Annotated in this window: 7 protein-coding genes; all 7 read left to right on the top strand. The window is 74.8% G+C overall.

The genetic code is table 11. The features are described from left to right. The first annotated feature begins 6 nt into the window (after positions 1–6). A complete protein-coding gene (locus tag ABZ851_RS30975) occupies positions 7–978 on the top strand; it encodes a 3-hydroxyacyl-CoA dehydrogenase NAD-binding domain-containing protein (RefSeq protein ID WP_361134555.1) in 972 nt (323 codons plus the stop codon). A 213-nt stretch (positions 979–1,191) separates the two neighbouring features. Then, positions 1,192–3,210 (top strand): LodA/GoxA family CTQ-dependent oxidase, encoded by a 2,019-nt coding sequence (locus tag ABZ851_RS30970; protein ID WP_361134552.1) that lies wholly within the window; start codon positions 1,192–1,194, stop codon positions 3,208–3,210. Next, the gene (locus ABZ851_RS30965; protein WP_361134549.1) at positions 3,210–4,358 is read left to right on the top strand and encodes an FAD-dependent monooxygenase; all 1,149 of its coding nucleotides are present in this window, start codon (positions 3,210–3,212) and stop codon (positions 4,356–4,358) included. The genes ABZ851_RS30970 and ABZ851_RS30965 overlap by 1 nt, the downstream gene beginning before the upstream one ends. Continuing rightward, positions 4,355–5,074, top strand: coding sequence for a hypothetical protein (locus ABZ851_RS30960; RefSeq protein WP_361134546.1), 720 nt, complete (start codon positions 4,355–4,357; stop codon positions 5,072–5,074). The genes ABZ851_RS30965 and ABZ851_RS30960 overlap by 4 nt, the downstream gene beginning before the upstream one ends. 484 nt (positions 5,075–5,558) lie before the next feature. Further along, complete coding sequence (locus tag ABZ851_RS30955; RefSeq protein WP_361134543.1) at positions 5,559–12,959, top strand: SDR family NAD(P)-dependent oxidoreductase; 7,401 nt, start codon at positions 5,559–5,561, stop codon at positions 12,957–12,959. Continuing rightward, positions 12,952–17,862 carry a beta-ketoacyl synthase N-terminal-like domain-containing protein gene (locus ABZ851_RS30950; RefSeq protein WP_361134540.1) on the top strand — a complete coding sequence of 1,637 codons (4,911 nt, stop codon included), beginning with the start codon at positions 12,952–12,954 and terminating at the stop codon, positions 17,860–17,862. The genes ABZ851_RS30955 and ABZ851_RS30950 overlap by 8 nt, the downstream gene beginning before the upstream one ends. After that, positions 17,852–18,169 (top strand): phosphopantetheine-binding protein, encoded by a 318-nt coding sequence (locus ABZ851_RS30945; protein ID WP_328382547.1) that lies wholly within the window; start codon positions 17,852–17,854, stop codon positions 18,167–18,169. Before ABZ851_RS30950 ends, ABZ851_RS30945 begins: the two co-directional genes overlap by 11 nt. The last annotated feature ends 6 nt before the right edge of the window (positions 18,170–18,175 follow it).

Raw genomic sequence — 18,175 nt, 5'->3', positions numbered from 1 at the left:
TCCGTCATGAGCACCACCTACCCCACCGCCGCCACCGTGGCCGTGATCGGCGCCGGGACCATCGGGCTCTCCTGGGCCGCCCTGTTCGCCGGGCACGGTTTGCAGGTGCGGGTCACCGATCCGCGCCCGGACCTCGCCGAGGCCGTCCATGAGGCGCTGGCCGAGGCCGCCCCGCAACTGGCCCGGCAGGGCCTCGACGCCGACGGCCTCGCCGGCCGCATCCACCTGGCCGGCGAGGTCACCGAGGCCGTCCGGCACGCCGATGTGGTCCAGGAGAGCGGCCCGGAGAACACCGCCTTCAAGCGGGAGCTCTTCGCGCAACTGGTCCGTGCAGCCCCGCCGCACGCACTCCTGCTGAGCTCGTCCTCGGCCATTCCCTCCACCGCGTTCACCGACGGCCTCGACGACGCCGGGCGCATCCTGATCGGCCATCCGTTCAACCCGCCGCACCTCGTGCCGCTGGTGGAGGTGGTGCCCGGACGGCGCACCCGCGAGGACTCCGTCACCCGGGCGGTGGAGTTCTACCACTCGGTCGGCCGGGTGCCGGTGGTGGAGCGCAAGGAACTCCCGGGCTTCGTCGGTAACCGCCTGCAGAACGCGCTCAGCCGTGAGGCGATCCACCTGGTGGAACAGGGCGTGGTCGGCCCGGCCGAGCTCGACGCAATCGTGCTGAACTCGCTGGGTCTGCGCTGGTCGACGGTGGGCCCCTTCCTCGGCGCCCACCTGGGCGGCGGCCCCGGCGGCTACCGGCACATGGCCGAGCACATCGGCCCGTCGATGCAGCGGATGTGGGACTCCCTCGGCCGCCCCGAGCACGGCCCCGAACAGACCGAACGGCTCATCAGGGCCGTGGAGGACGCGTACGGCTCCCGCTCGTACCGCGACCTCAGCCAGGAGCGCGACCGCAAGCAGCTCGCGGTCCTCGACGCCCTGGAGAACGCCACCGCCCACGAGCGGAGCGAGGAGACCCGGTCATGACCGCCACCGACGCCGCCGGGTGCGCCCGATGATGCCGGTCCGCGGTCGCTGTCACGGTCCGTGAGCGGGTCCGGAGGGGCCCGGCGGGCCGGCCGCCCCGAAAGGGTGAATCCGTGCACCCATTGCGACGCCTCGATGTCACCGCACGCCCGACCGCGATCCAACGTATGAGTCCTCGGGGGCATCCGCGCCTGCCCAGTGAAAGGCTCCTCGATGGACACGCAGATCGCACAGGTGAAGATCCACCCCGCCATAGGCATAGCCCGGGTCGGCAACAGTGACCACCAGCCCTTCATAGGCCCCGAGTCGCCCGACCAGCCGGCCCTGCCGCCCGGCTCGTACAAGGACAGCTCGGGCAAGGTCATCCGGCAGGCCGCCCGCTTCCGCGTCTACGGCTACAACCGGGCCGGCGAGGTCGTCAGGGAGCTCAAAATGGGCGAGGGGGACGTCACCGAGATCAAGTGGTCGGTGCACCTGGCCAACAAGAAGTCCGCCTGGTACCAGTTCCACCTCGCGCTCGACATCAAAGAGGCCGCCGGTCTGCCGCCGGCACAGCTTCAGCGCCGGAACTTCGACGTCAAGGGAGCCGAGCGGAAGAAACTCGTCATCGATGCCGGCAACAAGACGATCCGCGCCTCCCTGCACGAGACCGCCGCCCTCGCCGGGAAGATCATGAACCGGCAGGTCCCGCTGGGCTCGCTCTCCACCCAGCCCGACGGCCGCCTGCTGGTCGTCGGAGGTGTCGGGAAGTCGGCCTCCTACGCCACCCCCGAGAAGGAGATCTCCGGCGTCGCCAACAACGACACCTGGTACGACGACGTCTCCGACGGACCGGTCACGGCGGAGGTCACCATCGGGGGCGTCACGAAGACCGCGAGCCCCGCCTGGGCCGTGGTGGCCCCGCCGCACTACGCACCCGGTGTGAAGACCGTCCGCACCTTGTACGACGTGCTCTACGACGTGTTCCTCGCCGAGCACACGCTGCCCGTCGTGCAGCGGGTCTCCTACCCGGACCACATCGAGCCGCTGCTGAGCCGGTTCTGCCAGCTCCAGTGGGTCAACCACGGCTTCGCCACCCAGTTCGGCCGGCGCGGCCCGCACGACTTCCTCGACCCGGCCATGCGCCGGCGGCTCGCCGACCCGGGGGAGGCCAGCCGGGAGCTCCGCCGCCAGATCTACGTCCAGATGCGCGACTACGACCGGGACGGCACGTCCCCGGTGCCCTGGCCGTGGCTCTACGGCGACGCCATGTCCAGCCGCAAACCCGATTCGGTGCGGCAGCACCTCATGATCTCCGCCGAGCAGGACCGGGTGCTGGCCCTGTGGGCCGACGGCAGCTTCACCTCCGGCCCGCCCCGCACGGGCTTCCCGAACGTGGACGAGGCGCCCCCGGCCCAGCAGCCGCGGCTGCTGGACCGCGCCGCGCTGGAGAACTGCGCCGCCGACGCCTTCCACCCGGGCTGCGAGGTCACCTGGCCGATGCGGCACAAGACCATGTACTCCGAGCCGTTCCGCATCCTGCACCGCACACCGGAGAACCCGGAGCCCGACTACGGCGACATGCTCACCGTCCAGGACGCCATGGGCAAGAACGGCCCGCTGTACGCGCAGGGGCCGGGCGACCTCACGCGTTGGATGGCCGCCCCCTGGCAGTGCGACGCGGCGAGCTGCCGCTCCGGCTACCAGGTGCAATCCGGGCTCGGCCCCCGCTACAGCCCCTATCTGCCGACGTTCTGGCCCGCCCAGGTGCCCAACCACGTCCTCAAGAACGCCGACTTCACGACCGTCAACACCCCGCCGGCCGACGCCGACGACAGCGCCAGGGAGCAGGCCTTCGAGAGGAGGGTGGTGTGGCTGCGCGGACTGACGGACACCCAGTCCAATGCCCAGCGCCGGCAGATGGTCGACGACTGGTTCAAGTTCGGCATCGTCGAGCCGCGCGAATACACCGTGGGTGACGGGAAGTTCCCCCCGGTCATCCACGTGGAGTCCGAACCCGGCTATCCGCCGGCCCCCGACCACGCCAACCTCATCAACATCCAGGTCCCCGAGGCGGGGGTGCCGCAACTGGCCGGCGTGGCCGGTACCTGGACCGGGGACATCCCGGCCGAGACCGTCGAGGCCATGCTCGTGCAGCAGGCGGTCGACGAGGTCATGGAGGCGACGGGGCAGCCCGAGACCGCGATCGCCGCCGGGTACCTGGAGAAACTCGACCCCTTCCACGGCGCCTGATGAACCCCGCACCGGGCTATGACGTGGTGGTCGCCGGCGGTGGCCCGGCCGGCTGTGCCGCCGCGCTCGCTCTCGTACGGGCCGGGCGCAGCGTCCTGCTGGCCGACGCCGGTACCGGCCCGCCCAAGGCCGGCGAGGCGCTGGTGTCCGTGGGACGGCTGCTCCTGGCCGACCTCGGCATCGCGGAGCCGGTCCTCGGCAGCGGCCATCTGCCCTGCCACGGCAACCTGTCCGCATGGGGCTCGGCCGAACTGCACGCCGTGGACTCCCTCGACGACCCGTACGGCCACGGCTGGCACCTCGACCGGCCGCTCTTCGACCGGCGGCTGCGCGATGCCGCCCGCGCGGGGGGTGCCGAGGTCGCCGAGCACACCGGCGTACGGTGCCCCTCGCGGCAGCCGGACGGCACCTGGCGGCTCGCCCTGCGCGAGCGTGCGGGCGGCCGCGAGCGGACGGTCCGCTGCCGCTGGGTGGTGGACGCCACCGGACGCGGCGCCGCGATCGCCGTCCGCTCCGGCGCCCGGCGGCGCACCGGGGACCGGCTCACCGCCTACCACCTCACCCTCGACCCGGCCCCGCAGACCACCACCGACGGCCGTTCGCTGGTCGAGTCCGACCAGGACGGCTGGTGGTACACCGCCCTGCTGCCCTCCCGGCACCGGCTGGTCGCCTACTTCACCGACCCCGACCTGCCGGCCGCCGCCGCGCGCGGCGCCGAGCGGTTCCACGACCGCCTGCTGGCCACCCGGCACGTCTCCCGCCGGGTCCGCCCGCACGGCCTCACCGTCCTGCAGCCACCCCGCCGCGCCCCCGCGTACAGCGCACATCTGGACCGGGTGCACGGTGACGGCTGGACGGCCGCCGGAGACGCGGCGGCCGCCTTCGACCCGCTCAGCTCCCAGGGCATCCTCACCGCCCTCTACACCGGGCTGAGCGCGGGCCAGGCGGTCCACGCCCGGCTGCACGGCGACCCGACGGCGCTGTCCGACTACGCGGCCAAGGTCGCCACGGCCCGCGCCGCCTACCAGCACGGCCACCGGGCCGTGCACGCACAGGAAACCCGCTGGGCCGACCGCCCCTTCTGGGCCCGGCGCCAGCGGCACACCCGACAGGACCCCCACCCGACGAAAGGCGACACCTCAGCATGAACACCACACCCGGACCCGACCACGCCGGACACGAGCACATCCACCGCTTCCTGCTGCTGGGCAAGAAGAAGCTGTTCTTCTACCACCTGGCGCTCTACAACCCCCAGTCCGGCCACAACTACCAGGCGGTCTTCACCTTCACCATCAAGGACAACGGTGAGCTGCGGGAGATGTACCTGAAGGATCTGGCGCAGCACGAGAACGAGCGGGTCTTCTACTCGCTGCGTTGTCCGCACCACTTCGAGCTTCCGGAGCTGCAGCAGGGCAAGGAGTTCCGCGTCCACCTGGAGCGGGTCGTCGTGAAGCCGGACGGCAGCCGCGACTTCCAGCAGATGACGACCACCGAGACCCCGGTGGAGTGCAAGCGGGAGGACGTCCTCTCCTTCCGCGAGCTCGGACAGCTGCCCTACCCCGAGTACCTGACCTACCTGATCTTCGGCGAAGGCGACGAGATCCACCTCGCCCACCAGCTCGCGGACCGCCCGAACTGGGACGAAGCCCTCACCATCAGCACGGCGAAGCCCATCGACCCGGCGACGCTCAAGAAGGTCCCGACCCTGGTCATCGACTCGATCCAGGACGCCCACGACAAGCTGATCGAAAGCCCGCTGAAGAAGGGCCAGCAGTACCAGGGCAAGATCGACGCAACCGGCCCGGCCGTCGACTTCACCGCCGGCCGCCAGGGCTGGTGGAACCACACCAGCCTCAACAGCTGACCTGCCGGCAGCTCTTCGTCCCTCCGTGCATGCCCCGGCCCGGGACGCGACGCCGTCGCGTCCCGGGCCGTTTCGCCATCTCCGGCCGGCCGCAAGGGCGCGAGGACGACGGATACCAGGGCGGCAGCCAGGAGGTCGCGCACAAGGCCGCACGGATCGCCGCCGCGGAGGCCGGCCGCTGTCCGCGTGGCGAGCCGTTGGTGCACTGCGCCGACCCTGGTGTATTTCAGGCCAGGTGAGATCCCGAAAACCGGTCTTCGAGCGTGTGTTCGCCCAGGTGGCCGGGTGGTGGCGGAGGTGACACGGCACCTTTGTGACCTTGGCGGAATCAACTACCGCCTGATGCACGTGCGTTGACAGTGCATGGGGGTGGCTCCACCATGCAACGCGGCATCAGCGGATCAGGGCCCGTCCTCGGGGTCTGACCGCTGGTTACCGCAGGTGGCAGTGGTATGCGTGTCCGCCCCCAGCAGAAGGAGCGCCCGTGGCCCCCTGGCCCCCACTCTCCGGCACCCCCCACTCCGGCCGCGATCTCGTCGTTGCGCTCTCGCCCTTCGGAGAACCGGGCGAACGGATCGTCGTGGCGGCCGAACGCGCCGGCGCGCTCGGCCTGCTGGACCTCGGCAGGGACGCCGGTGCCGCGCGCGAAGCGCTGGCCCGGCTCGGGCGATTACGCCACGGCGTGCGGGTACCGGTGGGGTGTCCGCTCACGCCCGCCGAGCTGCCCGAGGCGACCGACACCGTGCTGCTCGCCGATCCGCGGGCGTACGGCGCCGATCCGCAGGTGTACGGCGCCGATCCGCAGGTGTACGGCGTCGGTCCGGACACGGCCCCGGTCCCGGACGGTGCGGATCCCGGTCCGGACGGTGCGGTACCGCCTTCGGGCCGCGCGGTCCCCGGCCCTGACGACTGGGCCGGTGGCGGGCGGCGCCGCGTATGGGCCGAGATCACCACCCCCGAGGAGGCCGTGGCGGCGTGTGCCGCCGGCGTCACCGCGCTCGTCGCCCGGGGGCACGAGTCGGGCGGCCGGGTCGGCGAACTCACCACCTGCGTCCTGCTCTCCCGCGTACTGGCCGAGCCGTCCGTGAGGGTCCCCGTGCTCGCCGCCGGAGGAATCGGCCCGCACACCGCCGCCGCGGCCGTCGCCGGCGGAGCGGCCGGGGTGCTGCTCGACTCCCAGCTCGCGCTCACCACCGAGGGAGCGGCCCGGCTGCCCCGCGCGGTCGCCGACGCCATCCGGGCCATGGACGGCAGCGAGACCACGCTCGTCGCGGGCCACCGGGTCCTCACCCGCCCGGACCTCGCCGCCCCCGCGGCGGCCAGGGACGCCGGAGGGGACGACGCCGGGAGCACCGGGGCACGGACCGGCCCCGCCACCCGCACTGCCGCCCTTCTCGGCGCCCGGGACCTGCGGACCCAGCTGCTCCCCGTCGGCCAGGACGGGGCGTTCGCCGCCCGGCTCGCCGCGCGGCACCGCACCACCGGCGGCGTCGTCCAGGCGGTACGGACCGCCCTCGCCGAGCACCTTGCCGCGGCGGCACGCACCCGGCCGCTCGCGCCGCGCCCCGGGGCCCGCCATCTCCCCGTGGCCCAGGGGCCGATGACCCGGGTCAGCGATGTGTCCGCCTTCGCCGCCGCGGTCGCCGCCGAGGGCGGGCTGCCCTTTCTCGCCCTCGCCGTCATGGACGGGGAGCAGGTACGCCGGCTGCTCGCCGAGACCACCGGGCGGCTGGGCGAGCGGCCCTGGGGCGTCGGCCTGCTGGGCTTCGCCCCGCCCGAACTCCGGCGCGAACAGCTCGCCGCCGTGGCCGAGTTCGCCCCTGAGTACGCGCTCATCGCCGGCGGCCGGCCCGCCCAGGCCGCGCCGCTCGAAGCGGCCGGGACCCGGACCTACCTCCATGTCCCGGCCCCCGGCCTGCTGGAGCGCTACCTCGCCGAAGGCGCCCGGAGATTCGTCTTCGAGGGGCAGGAGTGCGGCGGTCACATCGGCCCCCGGGCCAGCTTCCCGCTGTGGGAGGAGCAGATCGAGCGGCTGACCGCCCACGCCCGGACGCACGGCGGGCCGGCCGGGGACCTGGACCTGCTCTTCGCGGGCGGTATCCACGACGCCCGCACCGCCGCCATGGCGGCCGCCGCCGCGGCCCCGCTCGCCGGACTCGGCGCCCGCGTCGGCGTCCTGATGGGCACCGCCTACCTCTTCACCCAGGAGGCCGTGAGCACCGGCGCCGTCCTGCCCGGCTTCCAGGACACCGCCCTGGCCTGTGACCGGACCGTCCTGCTGCGGACCGCTCCGGGCCATGCCACACGCTGCGCCGAGACTGCCTACACCGAGGAGTTCACGGCCGCCGAACGGTGCCTCGCCGCCCAGGGCACGGACCCGCGCGCCCGGTGGGAGGAGCTGGAGCGGCGCAACCTCGGACGGCTGCGCCTGGCGAGCAAGGGCCTGCGCCATACGGCCGGCGGGCCGCTCGCGCCGGTGGGGGAGCGGGAACAGCGCCGGGAGGGCCTGTACATGCTGGGCCAGGCCGCCACCGCCCGCGACGCCACCACCACCGTCGCCGCGCTGCACACCGCCGTGACCGAGGGGGCCACCGCGCAGCTCACGGCCCGTGCGGAGCAGTTCGGGGCGTCCGGCGGGCCACAGGACGGCCACCGGGGAGGGGAGGCGGAGCCGCTGGACATCGCCCTCGTCGGCATGGCGTGCGTCTACCCAGGGGCCCCCGACTCCGCCCGCTTCTGGTCCAACATCGTCTCCGGCGTCGACTCCGTCACCGAGGTGCCCGCCGAGCGCTGGGACACCGGTACGTACCACGACCCGGACCCCGCGCGGGCGGGCGAACGCACCCCGTCGCGCTGGGGCGGCTTCCTGCCCGCCGTCCCCTTCGACGCCCTCGCCCACGGCATCCCGCCGGCCTCCCTCGCTGCCATCGAACCGGTACAGCTGCTCGCACTGGAGGCGGCCGCCGAGGCCCTGGCGGACGCCGGATACGCCGAGCGCGACTTCGACCGCGCCCGCACCAGCGTCGTCTTCGGCGCCGAGGCGGGCACCGAACTTGCCGGCGCCTACGGCCTGCGCGCACTCCACCCGGCCTACCTCGGCGACCTGCCGCCCGCACTCGACGCCGAACTGCCCCGCCTGACCGAGGACTCCTTCCCCGGCGTCCTCGCCAACGTCATCGCCGGACGCATCGCCAGCCGGCTCGACCTCGGCGGCGCCAACTGCACCGTGGACGCCGCCTGCGCCTCCTCGCTCGCCGCCCTCGACCTGGCCTGCCGCCAACTGCGCGACCACGACAGCGATATGGCGCTGTGCGGCGGCGCCGATGTGCACAACGGCATCAACGACTACCTGATGTTCGCCTCCGTACGCGCCCTGTCGCCCACCGGCCGCTGCCGCCCCTTCGACGCGGCGGCCGACGGCATCGCACTCGGCGAGGGCATCGGTGTCCTGGTCCTCAAGCGGCTCGCCGACGCGGAACGCGACGGCGACCGGATCTACGCGGTCGTCAAGGCCGTCGGCACTTCCAGTGACGGGCGGTCCCTCGGACTGACCGCACCCCGGCCCGAGGGCCAGCGGCGGGCCCTCGAACGCGCCTACCGGCGCGCCGGGATCAGCCCCGCGCAGGTCGGACTCCTCGAAGCCCACGGCACCGGAACCGTCGTCGGCGACACCGCCGAACTCGGCGTCCTCACCGAGGTGTTCGAGGCAGCGGGCGCCACCCCGGGCAGCTGCACGCTGGGCTCGGTCAAATCGCAGATCGGGCACACCAAATGCGCGGCCGGCCTGGCCGGACTCATCAAGGCCGCCCGCGCCGTGCACACCGGCGTACGGCCCCCGACCCTGCATCTGACCCGGCCGGCCGCGGACACCGGACCGTTCCGCTTCGACACCGGGGGCGCCCGGCCCTGGCCGGTCCCCGTGGGGCGGCGCTTCGCCGGGGTGAGCGCCTTCGGCTTCGGCGGCACCAACTACCACGCCGTGCTGGCCGGTTACGACGGTGCGCCCGAGCCCGACCACGCCCTGGTCCACTGGCCCGCCGAACTCTTCTGCTTCCGGGGGGCCGACCGCCCCGCCGCCGTACGGGCCATGGAGCGTCTGGCCGCACGGCTGGCCGACAACGACGCCGCCGGACGGCCGTGGCCGCTGCGCGACCTGGCCGCCGAGACCGCGGCGGCGCAGGGGCCGGTCCAGCTCTGTGTGGTGGCCGACGACCTCGACGACCTCGCCGTCAAGCTGGCGGCCGCCCGCCGGTTCGATGCCGTCGAGGGCGTGTATCCGCGCCGCAGGGACGCCGACCCCGGGCTGGTCTCCTTCCTCTTCCCCGGGCAGGGGAGTCAACGCCCGGGAATGATGGCGGAGTTGTTCCTCGCCTTCCCCGCCCTGCGCGGCCTTCTGGAGGACGCCGATCCGGAGTGGGCCGCGGCCATGTTCCCGCCCACCGCGTTCACCGCCGAGCGCCGGGCCGCCCAGCAGGCCGCCCTCACCGACACCCGCGTCGCCCAGCCGGCGCTCGGTCTCGCCTCCGCCGCCGCGCACCGGCTGCTCACCACGCTCGGCGTGCGCCCCGACTGCGCGGCGGGCCACTCGTACGGTGAGCTGACCGCGCTGTGGGCCGCGGGCGCCTACGACACCGCGACCCTGCTGCGCCTCAGCGCCCGCCGCGGCGAGGCCATCCTCGGGGCCGCCGGAAACGACCCCGGGGCGATGGCCGCCGTGGTGGCCGCCCCGGAGCGCGTCAGGGAGCTGATCCACGCGGCCGGGGTCGTCGTCGCCAATCACAACGCGCCGGAGCAGAGCGTGATTTCCGGGCCCACGGATGCCGTGGAATCGGCGGTGGCGGCGCTGTGCGCGGCCGGCCTGGACGCGCGTCGTCTGCCGGTGGCCTGCGCCTTCCACAGCCCGCAACTCGCCCCGGCGCGCGACACGTTCGCCGCCGAACTGTCCGCGTCGCAGGTGGCCGTGCCCACCTTCCCGGTGTGGTCCGGCGCCACCGCGCGGCCGTACGACCGGGAGGCGTCCGCGGTCCGTGCCACCCTTGCGGACCAGGTCGCCGCGCCCGTGCGCTTCGTGGAGCAGATCGAGGACATGTACGCGGCCGGGGTGCGCACCTTCGTGGAGGCCGGGCCCGGCCGGGTGCTCACCGGTCTCGTCGGGCGCATCCTGGACGGCCGGCCGCACACGGCCGTGGCGCTGGACGTCCCGGGCGAGCCGGGGCTGGCCCGGCTGCCGCACGTACTGGCTCGGCTCGCGGCGGCCGGGGTGCCGATCGCCCCGGAGGCCCTGTTCCACGGGCGTACGGAGAGGCTGCCCGCGGTGGCGCCGCGCCGCCCGGGATGGCTGGTCGACGGGCATCTGGTGCGCACCGCCGACGGTGACTGCCTGCCGGGCGGACTGCGCCCCGCGCGCCGCGTGGAAACGGGGTGGGGGGCCGGGGAGGGGAGGACGTCCGGGGGCACCCCGGCGTCCGGGGGCTCGGCCTTCTCCGGGGGCTCGACCGCGTCTGTGGGCTCCACGGCATCCGGGAGCGCCACGGCCGTCGGGAGCGCCACGGCCTTCGGGAGCTCCACGGCCTCCGGTGACGGTGCTCGGCAGGATGCGGTGCTGGAGTATCTGCGGGCGTCGCGCGAGCTCATCGCGGCTCAACGGGATGTTGTGCTGCGGTATTTGGGGACGGGAGGAGAGGCGGGAAAGACGGGAGAGGCCACTGAGCGGGCTGCCGCGTCGTGTGCCGCGCCCATCCGGACCGGCACCGGGGACGCGGCCGATGCCGGTGCCGGTGCCGGGGCCGACGCCGGTCCCGGGGCCGCCGACGGCGCCGCGGGGCAGGCGCCCGGCACCGCGGCGCGGCGTCTGAGCCCCGCGGAACTCCTGGATGCCGTACGGGAGATCATTCACACCCGGACCGGCTACCCGCACGACATGCTCGACGCGGGGCTCGACCTGGAGGCCGACCTGTCGGTGGACTCCATCAAGCGCGTGGAGATCATCGGTGCGCTGGCCGACCGGATCGGACTGCCGCAGGACGCCGACGGAGCGATGGAATCGGCGGTGGAGCAGCTTTCCCGGGTCAAGACCATCAGCGGCATCGTCGACTGGATCGCCGCCGCCCACCACGAGGACGTGCCGGAGACGGCCGCGTCACCCGAGCCCGTGGCGACCCTCGCGGGAGCCGGCCCCGCAGTGGCCCTTGCCGGGGTCGGTTCCGCACCGGCCCCTGCCCTGTCCGAGCCGGCTGACTCCTTATCCGGACCACCCCGGCAGCCCCGGCCATCCCAGCCATCCCAGCTATCCCAGTCATCCCAGCCATCCCGGCTCTCCGAGTCCATGCCGCCCGGCCTCGCGCACCCGCCCACCGTCCCGAAGCCGCCCGCCGGGGCCGCGGCCGAAGCCGGAGCCGCGAGCGCCCCCGTGCCCCAACGCCCCACTCGCTACCTGGTGCAGGTAGCGCCCCTCGGCCCGCCGGCGAGCCGGCCGGCCGCCGAGGTGGTGGCGGGCAGCGACTTCACCGTGGTGGAGGACGGCCAGGGCGTGGCGCTCGCCCTCGCCGCCCTGCTGGAGAGCCATGGCGCATCGGTCCGTACCGTGCCCGCCGAGCGGCTGGCCGAGGCCACCGCCGACGGGGTGGGCGGACTGGTGGACCTCAGCGCCCTGCGGGCGGGCCGCGGCGCGGTCCTGCCCGGACAGTACGCGGGGCTGCGCACCGCCCTGACCGGCGGCGCCCGGTGGCTGCTGCTGGCCACCGCGGCCGGCGGCACCTTCGGCCAGGACGACGCCGGGGACGCCCCCGACCCGCTGCCCGGCGCCGGACTGCGCGGCTTTGCCCGTACGGCCGCCCTCGAATACCCCGGCGTCCTGATCCGCGCCGTGGACATCGACCCGAAGGACCGCCCCGAACGCATCGCGGCCCACCTCCTCGCCGAACTCTGCGCCCCCGGCGAACCGGTCGTCGTCGGCCGCACCCACGGCACCCGCACCACCCTGCGCACCGTCCGCACGCCCCTGCCGCACGACCGGCCCGCCACCGGCCGGCCGCTGCTCGACGCGGGCTCCGTGGTGCTGCTGACCGGCGGCGCGCGCGGCATCACCGCCCGTACGGCGCACGCCCTGGCCCGCGCCCACGGCTGCCACCTCGAACTCCTCGGGCGCACCCCCCTGGACGAGACCCCCGAGGACCCGGCGCTCGCGCACGCCCACGACCGCATCGCGCTGCGCGCCGCCCTCCTCGCCCAAGGGCTGCGCAGACCCGCCCAGATCGAGGCGGCGGCCACCCGCATCCTGGCCCGCCGCGAAATCACCGGCACCCTCGCCGCCTTGGCACCGCACGCCGCTTCCGTGCGCTACCACGCGGCCGATGTCACCGACGCCGCCGCCGTACGCGCCGTGGTGGACGACATCCGGGACCGGCACGGCCGCCTCGACGGGATCGTGCACGGCGCGGGCACCCTGGACGACAAGCTGCTGCGGGACAAGGACCCGGCCTCCTTCGACCGGGTCTTCGCCACCAAGGTCGACGGCGCCCGCCACCTCCTGGAGGCCGCCGGCGACGACACCGGCTTCCTGGTCCTCTTCGGCAGCGTCGCCGGGGTCTTCGGCAACCGCGGCCAGGCCGACTACGCCGCCGCCAACGACGCCCTGGACACCCTCGCCAGGGCCTGGTCGGCCCGTACGGCCGGGCGCGTCCTCGCCGTCGACTGGGGACCCTGGGCGGCCGACGGCGGCGGCATGGTCACCCCGGAGCTGGAGCGCGCCTACGCCCGCCGGGGCATCCCGCTCCTGGACCCCGCGGCCGCGGCCGACGCCCTGCTGGCCGAACTGGCCCACGGCACCTCGCCCCAGGTCGTCCTCGCGGCGGAGGCCGGCGGCGAGGCGGTGGGCGATGAGTGACACCGGCGCCCGGCGGACCGGCCCCCGCCCCACGGACGCCGCGATCGTCGGCATGGGGGCGCTCTTCCCCGGTGCCGGTGACCTCGCCGCGTACCGGCGCAACCTGCTGGCCGGCCGGGACTGCATCACACAGGTGCCGCCCGGCCGCTGGGACCCCGAGGTCTACTACGATCCGCACGCCGCCGAGGGCCCCGCCCGCAGCGACCGCTTCTACTGCCGGCGGGGCGGCTTCCTGGACGAACTCGCCGCCTTCGACCCCACCCGCTTCGGCATCATGCCCGCCACCGTCCCGGGAGCCGAACCCGACCAACTGCTCGCCCTGCGCGTCATCGCCGACGCCATCGCCGACGCGGGCGGCCAGGAGCGGCTGCCCGCCGACCGCTCCCGTATCGGGGTCATACTCGGCCGCGGCGGCTTCATGGGCGTGGCCACCGCCCGGCTCGACCAGCGGGTCCGTACCGCCCACCAGCTCGCCGCCACCCTGCGCCAACTCGCCCCGGAACTGGGGGAGTCGAAGATCGCCGCGGTGCGCGACGCCTTCCAGGAGAGCCTGGGCCCCGAGTCGCCGGAGGCGTCCATCGGCCTGGTGCCCAGCTTCACCGCCGCCCGGACCGCCAACCGGCTGGACTTCCGCGGGCCCGCCTACACCCTCGACGCGGCCTGTGCCTCCTCGCTGCTCGCCGTGGCCCAGGCCGTCGACCTGCTGGCCGCCGGGCGCTGCGACAGCGTGGTCGCCGGAGCCGTGCACCACTGCCATATCGCCACCCTGTGGAGCGTCTTCACCCAGCTGCGCGCCCTGAGCCCCACCCAGTGCATCCGTCCCTTCGACCGCCGGGCCGACGGCACGCTGCTGTCCGAAGGCACCGGCGTCGTCCTCCTCAAACGCCTGGCCGACGCCGAACGCGACGGGGACCGGGTCTACGCGGTCATCCGCGGGGCGGGGGTGGCGGGGGACGGGCGCGCGTCGAGCCTGATGAACCCCCGGACGGAGGGGCAGACCAGGGCGTTGCAACAGGCCTGGGGCAGCGCCGGCCTCGATCCGGAACACCCTGCCGCGCTCGGCCTGCTGGAGGCGCACGGCACCGGAACGCCGGTCGGTGACGCCGCCGAACTGGACACCCTGGCCCGGGTGTTCGGGCCTTCCGGCGCGGGCCGGGCGCCGATCGGTCTGGGCTCGGTGAAGTCGATGCTCGGCCACACCATGCAGGCCGCCGGGATCGCCGGACTGATCAAGGCCGCCCTCGCCGTGCACGACCGCACCCTGCCGCCGACCCTGCATCTGGACGAGCCGCACGAGGGCCTGGCGCGGACCCGGATGCGTCCGGTCACCGAGGCCGAACCCTGGGACGCCGGACGGGCACCCTTACGGGCCGGAGTCAATGCCTTCGGCTTCGGCGGGATCAACGCCCACGTCATCCTGGAGGAAGCCCCGGGATGCCGGCCCGCCGCCGCGCCGCCCACGCCCCGCACCTCCCCGCTGCGGACGGCGGAGCCGGAGCGCGCGGTACTGCTCGCCGCGCACTCTCCCGCCGAACTGGCGGAGAAATTACGGAATCCGGGAGAGGGGGTGGGCGCGAAGGCGGGGGGCGCGGGCACCGGCGTTCCCCTGGGCGACGGCCCGTGCCGTCTCGCTCTTCTCGGTCCCACCCCGCAGCGCCGCGCCCTGGCCGCCAAGATCCTCGCCCGGGGACTGCCCTGGCGGGGGCGTGGTGAGGTGTGGTTCACGCCGAGCCCGTTCTTCGGGCCGTACGCGCGGGAGGCGGGAGCGCGGCTCGCGTTCGTCTTTCCGGGGCTGGAGGCGGAGCCGCCGCCGCGCGTGGACGACCTCGCCGACCGGATGGCGCTGCCGCGCCCCGCGGTCTCCGGGGGCAGCGGTCTGGTCGAGCGGGCCGTCGACTCCCTCGCCGTCGGCCGGCTGCTCGCCCGCGCCCTGGACCGACTGGGCATCACCCCCGATCTGCTGACCGGCCACAGCCTCGGGGAGTGGACGGCCATGGTGGTCGCCGGAATGTACCCGCCGCAGGCCGTGGACACCTTCCTCGGCTCGCTGCGGCCCGGCTCCCTCGCGGTGCCCGACCTGGTCTACGCGGCCCTGGGCTGCGGTGCCGCACAGGCGGCCGCGGCGCTGGAAGGCCTGGAAAGGGTGGCGGTCAGCCACGACAACTGCCCGCACCAGTCGGTGATCTGCGGAGCCCCGGGACCGCTTGCCGAGGCCGTCCGCAGACTCGCCGCACAGGGCGTACGCGCCCAGGAGATGCCCTTCCGCTCCGGCTTCCACACGCCGATGTGGGCGCCCTACCTCGACCAGGTCGGCGCGGCCTTCGAGGCCTTGCCGCTGCGGGACCCGCAGGTGCCCGTCTGGTCGGCGACGACCGTCGCGCCCTTCCCCGACGACCCGTCAAAGGTCCGTGCGCTGGTGCTGCGGCACCTTCTGGAGCCGGTCCGCTTCCAGCACCTGACCAGGCGGCTGTACGACACGGGCGTACGCGCCTTCGTCCAGGCCGGTGCCGGCAGTCTTACCGGCTTCATCGGCGACACCCTCCACGGGGAGGACCATCTCACCGTGGCGGCGGCCGGCACCCGCGGCGGGGGAGGGGAGCAACTGGTGCGGACCGCGGCCGCGTTGTGGGCCGAGGGGATGGCTCCGCGGTGGGAGCGGTTGGCTCCTTCGGCCGGTGGTGCTCCGGGGGCGGGGCGCGTCGTCGCCGTGGACCGTGCCCTGGCTTCGGAGGGCGCCCTGGCCGTGGGCCGCGCCACGGCCCCGGACCGCGCTGGGGAACCGGAGGGAGTCACGAGTCCGGACCCCGCCACGGGCCGGGTGGGAGCCACGGCCCCGGCGGGAGCCACGGCCCCGGCCGGAGCCGGCGCATCGGTCCGCCTCGATCTCGGTTCGCCGCTGGTCCTCTTGGACGGGGTGGCGGCTCAGGGGGGACTGCTTTTCGCGTCCGCCGGCCCTCCCCCACCCCCGAACCCACCCCCCGCCTCCTCCCCCGAAGGGGGAGGAGGGGGAGGGGGCGGGGGAGCGCTGCCCGGCGCAGCCGGAGGCGGTGGTGGGGCAGTGCCACCGGATGCAGGAGAAGGCGGGGGTGGGGGAGCGCTGCCGCACCCCCGGCCGTCCGTCGCGGACCCCGTACGGCAGGCCCTGGACGCCGTCCTCGCCGAAACCCGGGCCGCCACCCGTACGGTCGCCGCCGCGGCCACCGCGGCCACCGCGGCCACCGCGGCCACCGCGGCCGTCCGGCCCGCCCCGACACCCGTCGCCGGCCGCAACGCCGGCCGGGCCCCGACCCCGAACCTGACCCCGCCCCCTGGCCCGACCCCAACCCCGCCCCCCAGCCCCCACCGCACCACCCGTCACCTCTCCCTCGGCACCCTCCCCTACGTCCGCGACCACTGTGTCTACCTCCAGCCCGACGACTGGCCGGAGCCGGCCGACCGCTTCCCCGTCGTCCCCATGACCACACTGCTGGAACTGGCCGCCGAGGCGGCCCACGAGGTGCGCTCCGGGCTCACCGTCACCGGCTACTCCGACGTGCGGGCCCTGCGCTGGCTGCCCGTCGCCCCGCCCGTCGACCTCACCGTCACCGCGACCCCCGCCGACGGCGGCCGGGTACGGGTGAACCTCGGCGGCCACGCCACCGTCACCGTCCATCTCGCGGCACACCACCCGCCTCCACCGCTCCTCGGCGCCCCGGCCCTGACGTCCTGCGGGCCGGTGCCCGTCAGCGCCGAGGCCCTTTACCGGGACCGGTGGATGTTCCACGGCCCGGCCTTCGCCGGGGTCCACGAGGTCACCGCGCTCGCCGCGGACGGCATCCGCGGAACGCTGCGCGCGCTGCCGGCCCCCGGCGCCCTCCTGGACGCCGCGGGCCAGCTCCTCGGTCACTGGATGCAGCTGAAACTCACCGGTGACCGGCTGGTCTTCCCCGCGACCCTGGACCGGGTACGGCTCTACGGGCCGCCGCCCCCCGAGGGCGCGCTGCTGACGGCCACCGCCCGGATCCATGAGGTGGGGCCCGGCTCGGTACGCGGCGATGTGGAACTGCGCGGCGCCGACGGCGCGGTGTGGGCGCGGCTGGAGAACTGGACGTACCGCCGGTTCGGTGCCGATGAACGGGTGTGGCCGATGAAGTTCACTCCGGAGGTGTGCGGCATCGGCGAACCCCGGCCGGGCGGCTGGTGCCTGGCCCGGCGCCGTTGGACGGACCCGGCCTCGCAGGAGCTGGTGATGCGCCGCTATCTGGGCGCCGCCGAACGCGCACGCTACGAACGGTGCGCGCCGCGCGCCCGCACGGGCTGGCTGCTGGGCCGGATCGCCGCCAAGGACGCGGTCCGGGAACTGTTGTGGGAGTCGGGAGCGGGCCCCGTCTTCCCCGCCGAGGTCCCGGTCGGCACCGACCCGTACGGCCGCACCAGGCCCGAGGGCCCGCTCGCCGCCGGCCTCCACCTCTCCCTCGCCCACAAGGACCACGTCGCCGTGGCCCTCGCCCACCGGGCGGGTCCCGTCGGCATCGCCATCGAGCCGGTCACCGACGATCCGCGAGCCCTCGAACAGATCGTCCTTACCCCGGCCGAACGCCGTCTGGCGGACGGCCTCCAGGCCCGCGGAGCGACTCGTGGAACGGGCCGCGCCTACTGGCTCACCGCCCTGTGGTGCGCCAAGGAGGCCGCGGCGAAGGCGGCGGGCAGCGGCCTCGGCGGCCGGCCCCTGGACTGGGCCGTGACGTCCGCACCGGGCGGCGCGCTGCGGGTGGACTCCCCGGACGGCCTACGCCACCTCGTCCACCTCGACTCCGTCCACGACCTGTCCGCGCACCACGTCGTCGCCTGGACCGGGCCGCCGCCCGTGCCCCGTACGGACACCGACACCCCCACTTCCACGGAGGCCACCCATGGCAGCTGACCCGCTCCCCGAGCGCACCGGGACGATCCTGGCCGAGATCACCGACATGCTGGTGAGCGTCGTCGGCGACGAACTGCTCATCGTGGGCGAGGTCACCCCCGCGACCACCTTCAACGACGATCTGGCGCTGGAGAGCATCGAGTTCGTCGCCCTCGCCGAGCTGCTGCAACAGCGCTACGGCAGCGCGGTGGACCTCCTCGGTCTCCTCGCGGAGAAGGACATCGACCAGATCCTGGCCATGACGGTCGGCGAACTCGCCGTCCACATCGACACGGTCACCGCCGCCGACCAGGCCTGCGCGGGCTGAGCGCAC

The organism is Streptomyces sp. NPDC047049, from assembly GCF_040643995.1.
Lineage (GTDB): Bacteria > Actinomycetota > Actinomycetes > Streptomycetales > Streptomycetaceae > Streptomyces > Streptomyces mooreae.
Note: the sequence above shows the minus strand (reverse complement) of the source record. Positions and strands in the feature narration are given on the sequence as shown.